At 62.9% G+C, this 5,138-nt stretch carries 6 protein-coding genes and 2 pseudogenes; all 8 read right to left on the bottom strand.

All coding sequences use genetic code 11. The features are described 5' to 3' along the window. Positions 1-839: electron transfer flavoprotein subunit alpha/FixB family protein (locus AUC71_RS07240; protein WP_069623724.1), on the bottom strand; the 839-nt coding region annotated here is incomplete at its 3' end. Then, positions 839-1,588, bottom strand: a complete 750-nt coding sequence (locus AUC71_RS20990) for an electron transfer flavoprotein subunit beta/FixA family protein (RefSeq protein WP_069623726.1) — start codon at positions 1,586-1,588, stop codon at positions 839-841. The genes AUC71_RS20990 and AUC71_RS07240, both read right to left, overlap by 1 nt. Positions 1,589-1,879: 291 nt before the next feature. After that, positions 1,880-2,188, bottom strand: a pseudogene (locus tag AUC71_RS20985) (rhomboid family intramembrane serine protease); the annotation flags it as partial. 262 nt (positions 2,189-2,450) lie between these two features. After that, on the bottom strand, positions 2,451-3,029 hold the full coding sequence (locus tag AUC71_RS07230; RefSeq protein ID WP_069623723.1) for a cob(I)yrinic acid a,c-diamide adenosyltransferase: 579 nt from the start codon (positions 3,027-3,029) through the stop codon (positions 2,451-2,453). Positions 3,030-3,121: 92 nt separating this feature from the next. Continuing rightward, complete coding sequence (locus tag AUC71_RS07225) at positions 3,122-3,319, bottom strand: twin transmembrane helix small protein (protein ID WP_069623722.1); 198 nt, start codon at positions 3,317-3,319, stop codon at positions 3,122-3,124. A 50-nt stretch (positions 3,320-3,369) separates the two neighbouring features. Beyond that, positions 3,370-4,197, bottom strand: coding sequence for an SDR family oxidoreductase (locus AUC71_RS07220; protein WP_083238175.1), 828 nt, complete (start codon positions 4,195-4,197; stop codon positions 3,370-3,372). Between the two features lie 19 nt (positions 4,198-4,216). Next, complete coding sequence (locus AUC71_RS07215; RefSeq protein ID WP_069623721.1) at positions 4,217-4,744, bottom strand: TspO/MBR family protein; 528 nt, start codon at positions 4,742-4,744, stop codon at positions 4,217-4,219. Beyond that, a pseudogene (locus AUC71_RS07210) lies at positions 4,741-5,138 on the bottom strand (acyl-CoA dehydrogenase family protein); the annotation flags it as partial. The gene AUC71_RS07215 and the pseudogene AUC71_RS07210, both read right to left, overlap by 4 nt.

Here is a 5,138-nt window from a genome sequence, read left to right as displayed (position 1 = left end):
TGTTGATGGCGACGATTCACTTTGGAGTCTTTCATCCCCGCAAGATGCTGGATCGCGCCCGAAATGCCGACGGCGATATAGAGCTCCGGCGCCACCACCTTGCCGGTTTGGCCCACCTGATAATCGTTGGGCATGTAGCCCGAGTCGACGGCGGCGCGCGAAGCGCCGATCGCGGCACCCAGGCGGTCGGCTATCGGCGCGATGAGCTTCTCGAAATTGTCGCCGGACGCCATGCCGCGCCCGCCGGAGATGACCACGCGCGCCGAGGTGAGCTCGGGGCGTTCGCTCTCGGTGATATCGGCGCCGACAAAGCTCGACTGGTCGACGGCATCGGCAACCGGCACAGTCTCGATCTCGGCCGAACCGCCCTCGCCCGTCGCGGCAAAAGCGGTCGTCCGCACGGTGCCGACGATGATCTTGTCGGAAGTCTGCACCGTCTCAAGCGCATTGCCCGCATAGATCGGCCGCACGAACGTGTCCGGCGACTTGACCTCGACGATGTCGGAAATTTGGCCCACATCGAGCAGCGCGGCGATGCGCGGTAACACGTTCTTGCCCATGGTCGTCGCCGACGCCAAGAGCACCGTATAGTTCTCCATCAGCGGCACGATGGTGGCAGCGGTGTCCTCGGCCAAGCGATGCGCGAGATGCGGCGCGTCGGCAAGCAACACCTTGCGCACGCCATCGAGCTTTGCCGCCTCGTCGGCCACAGCCTTGCAGCTCTCGCCGGCGACCAAAATATCGACGTCGCTGCCGAACTCACGCGCAGCGGTGAGCGCCTTCGCCGTGGCGGGCGCCAGCGCCGCGTTGTCGTGCTCCGCCAGCAGCAGCACCGCCATTAGAGCACCCCCGCGTCGTTCTTGAGCTTGTCGACGAGGCTCGGCACGTCGTCCACCTTAATTCCGGCCTCGCGCGCCTTCGGCTCTTCCACGGCCAACACCTTCAGCCGAGGGGCGATATCCACGCCGAGATCCTCAGGCGTGGTCTCGTCGATCGGGTTTCTTCTTGGCCTCATGATGTTGGGGAGCGACGCATAACGCGGCTCGTTGAGGCGCAAATCCGTGGTGATGACCGCAGGCTTGGTGAGTTCGACAGTCTCCAAGCCGCCGTCGACCTCGCGGGTGACCTTCACCTTGTCGCCATCAAGCTCGATCTTCGAGGCGAACGTGCCTTGTGGCACGCCGAGGAGACCAGCAAGCATTTGCCCGGTCTGATTGCAGTCGTCGTCGATCGCCTGCTTGCCAAGGATGATGAGGTCGGGCTTCTCGTTCTCGGCCACGGCCTTCAGAACTTTGGCCACGGCCAGCGGCTCGACGGTCCCGTCGGTTTTGACCAGGATGGCGCGGTCGGCGCCCATCGCAAGGGCCGTGCGCAACGTGTCTTGCGCCTTGGCACTGCCAATGGAGACAGCCACGACCTCGCTCGCCTCGCCCCGCTCTTTGATGCGGATGGCTTCCTCGACGGCGATCTCGCAGAATGGATTCATCGACATTTTCACGTTGGCAAGGTCGACCCCGCTGCCATCGGATTTGACGCGGACCTTGACGTTTGAATCGATGACCCGCTTGACGGGTACCATGATTTTCATGCGGCTTTTTTTTGTTCCCCGCACGGTTGAATTAGCCCCCCAAAAACCAGTATCTCGCAACTGCGAAATGGCGGCGACCGTACTGCCCAGATTGGGGGGAGTCAATGGTTCCTGGGGATTTCCGGGTGCCCTCAGGCGCCGCCCCGGGTTCGATCGAACAGGATCACACCGCGCCGCCGCATAAACAGGATCAGCACCCGCCGGCGACCAAACCGCCCACATGGGCCCACCAGCGACCGCCTCCTCGCCCTCGAACAGGAGGTTGCCAAATTGCGCCAAGATCCAGATGCCCAAGGCCCAGGCTGCGGTGATTTTGATGGGAATGCGCCATAGCGCCAGCACCCAGACCTTCACCTTGGGATGCAGGATCAGATAGGCGGCGATGACCCCGGCCACGGCGCCTGACGCCCCAATCAGGGGCAAATCCGAATGGGGCAGCATGAAGGTGTGCAGCAGGGCCGCGAAGATCCCGCACATCAGATAGAACATGATGAAGCGCCAATGCCCCATCGCGTCCTCGATATTGTCGCCGAACACCCACAAGAACAACATGTTGCCGATCAGGTGAATCCACCCCCCGTGCAGGAACATGTACGACACGAGCGTCAGCCGCTCCGGGATCAGCACTGCGCCGTTGGCGAAAAAAGCCGTCTCGCCGCCTGAGTCCGCGAGGAGCTTCGCGGGAATCACGGCGAACGCGGTGACATCTTCATCGCCTAGCGGAATGACCCAGCCGGTCTGGAAGATCGCATAGATGGCGACGTTGAGGGCAATCAGCCCCACCGTTACGTATTGGAAGCGGATCTTCTTGAGGGGATTGGTGTCGTGAAGGGGGACGAACACGCGCGCACCGCCGATCTTCTCAACGGTTCTTGCCCGGCACCCACGTCACATCCGTTGCACCTTTGTCATTGGCGTAACGCGCAGCAACGAACAGGAAGTCCGACAGCCGGTTGACGTAGCGGATCGCCGGCTCGCTCACAGGCTCCTCGGGGCGCGAAGCAAGCGCCACGATCAGCCGTTCGGCGCGACGCGACACGGTCCGAGCCAAATGCAGAAAGCTTGCGGCGGGTCTACCTCCCGGCAATACGAAGGACCGCAGCGGCTCAAGCGAACGGTTCATCTCATCGATCTCGGATTCCAACCGCCCGACCTGTGCATCGGTTACCGACAGACGGGCGCTGCCGTCCTTGGTCTCGTCCGGGAAACACAGATCGGCGCCGAGATCGAACAAATCGTTCTGGATGCGCGCCAGCATGGCGTCGAGCGCCGGGTCGGTATCGCCTGTATGCAGGCGCGCCAGCCCGATGACCGCGTTGGTCTCATCGACCGTGCCATAGGCCTCCACGCGGAGATCGTATTTTGCCACGCGTTCCCCGGTGCCGAGCGCGGTCGTGCCGTCGTCGCCGGTCCGTGTGTAAATCTTGTTGAGGACAACCATAGCACCCGCCCTGATCTTACAGGGCTCGCGGCGCGCAAACCCGCTTGAGAAACTAGCGTATCCCGGCCCCTTGGCGGGTCAAGACCTCGTTATCAGGGCCGGGTTCCTGCCAAATAGAGAATCGCCATAACGATGAGCAGGGCGACGAGCTGCAACAGAACGCGCGCGCGCATCAGTTTTTGGCTGAGATTGGGGTTTCCGCCGCGCAGCATGTTGAACAGCCCGAACACTAGCACGATGGCCACCGCGGCCAGCGCGAATGGCAAAATCCAACGAAGAGTGTCTTCCAAGTGCCCCTCCAGGGTCCCGTTGGGCGCAAATCTAACGCCGGCGCGGGACTTTAGTTCTTTGCCGCCACCGCGTCGAGCGCGCGCACCGGCAAGACACGCCGCAGGAACGCGACCGCATAGGTGGGAAAGGTCACGTAATACCGCGGCTTCGGCCGCTTGGCTTCCAGCGCGTGGATGAGCTTCTTGACCACGGCTTCGGGCGGAAGCTTGAAGGTCGTCTGGCCGCCCTTCTCCATCTGGGCCAGCCGCGCGCGGTAGATCTCGCTGTGGGGCGAGTTCTCGATGTCGATATTGCGGCGGTAGGCTTCGAGTGCGTGCTCGATGAAGCGCGTGGCGATCGGCCCCGGCTCGATGATGGACACCTGGATACCGGTGCCGTCGAGCTCCATACGGAGCGCATCGCTTAACGCCTCGACGGCGAATTTCGAGGCGCAATATGCGCCCCGATAGGGCGCCGCGATCAAGCCGAGCACGGAGGAGCATTGCACAATGCGCCCTTCGTGCCGTGCCCGCATCGCCGGAATGAGGCGCCGGGTGAGATCGTGCCAGCCGATCACATTCGCCTCGAACTGGGCCCGCAAGGCTTGCGGCGGCACGTCCTCAACCGCGCCCGGCTGGCCGTAGGCGCCATTGTTGAACAGCGCCGTGAGCTCACCATTCGTCGCGCCGAGCACGTAGTCCGCGGCCGCGGCAATCGAGTCCGGTTCCGCATAATCGAGATGCAGGCTCTCGAGCCCATATTCGTCTTTCAGCCGCCCGAGGTCCGCAGGTGTCCGTGCCGTGGCGAACACGCGCCAGCCGCGCTCTTTCATCGTACGCGCCGAAGCGAGCCCGATCCCTGATGAGCAGCCGGTGATGAGAACCGAGCGTTGAATCATTTGGTATGGCGCCGTGCGCTCACGAAGGCGCCTGGCTGAAGTCGATACCGCTGTTCAGCACCCAGATCATAAAGTTGAGGCCTGTCGCGAAACAGACCCAGAGCAGATACGGCAGCAGCAACAATGCGGCGGGGCGGCTCAGCCTGTCGAACAACACGATGGCGATGACGATCGCAACGAGAAGCACCATGATCACGCCGAAGCCGAACGACGGGCTTTGCATCCAAAAAAATGCGAACGACCACAGCACGTTGATTACGAGCTGAATGCCGAACCAAACGAGCGCGGTTTTTTTGTCGCCCGCATCGCCTCCGCTTCGCCAGACGAGCCAGGCAGCGACCGCCATCATCGCGTATAGAATAGGCCACACGATCGGAAAGACGGCGTTCGGCGGTGCGAAGCTTGGCTTCGTCAGCGTGGCGTACCATTCGAGATTGGGCCGGGTTAGCGCTCCCCCGATGACCGAGGCCGCGAAGCACACGGCAAGCGCAATCAGCAGCGCGATCGCCGACCGCCGGGAGAGCAGGGGCTCAGCGCCAACACTCATTGTTCGAGCAGACGCCGCGCGATGACGTGTGCCTGAATCTCCGCGGCGCCCTCGAAGATCGACAGGATGCGCGCATCGCACAGCACACGGCTGATCGTATATTCCAGCGCGAAGCCGTTGCCGCCGTGGATCTGCAGCGCGTTGTCAGCGGCTGCCCAGGCCACCCGCGCGGCGAGCAGCTTGGCCATGCCAGCTTCCAGATCGCAGCGCTTGCCGTCGTCTTTCTGGCGCGCGGAATAATAGGTAAGCTGACGCGCCAACAGGATTTCCGCGGCCATCATGGCAAGCTTATCGGAGACTCGCGGGAACTTGACGATGGGCTTGCCGAACTGGACGCGTCACTGGCGTAGCGCAGTCCGATATCGAGCGCCGATTGCGCCACCGCCAATCGGCT

Origin of the sequence: Methyloceanibacter marginalis, assembly GCF_001723295.1 — a bacterium.
Classification (GTDB): Bacteria; Pseudomonadota; Alphaproteobacteria; order Rhizobiales; family Methyloligellaceae; genus Methyloceanibacter; species Methyloceanibacter marginalis.
Note: the sequence above shows the minus strand (reverse complement) of the source record. Positions and strands in the feature narration are given on the sequence as shown.

Excerpts from the sequence above, each read along its gene's own strand:
- AUC71_RS20990 (WP_069623726.1), bottom strand. The coding sequence starts at position 1,588 with ATGAAAATCATGGTACCCGTCAAGCGGGTCATCGATTCAAACGTCAAG.
- AUC71_RS07230 (WP_069623723.1), bottom strand. The coding sequence starts at position 3,029 with ATGGTTGTCCTCAACAAGATTTACACACGGACCGGCGACGACGGCACG.
- AUC71_RS07220 (WP_083238175.1), bottom strand. The coding sequence starts at position 4,197 with ATGATTCAACGCTCGGTTCTCATCACCGGCTGCTCATCAGGGATCGGG.
- AUC71_RS07215 (WP_069623721.1), bottom strand. The coding sequence starts at position 4,744 with ATGAGTGTTGGCGCTGAGCCCCTGCTCTCCCGGCGGTCGGCGATCGCG.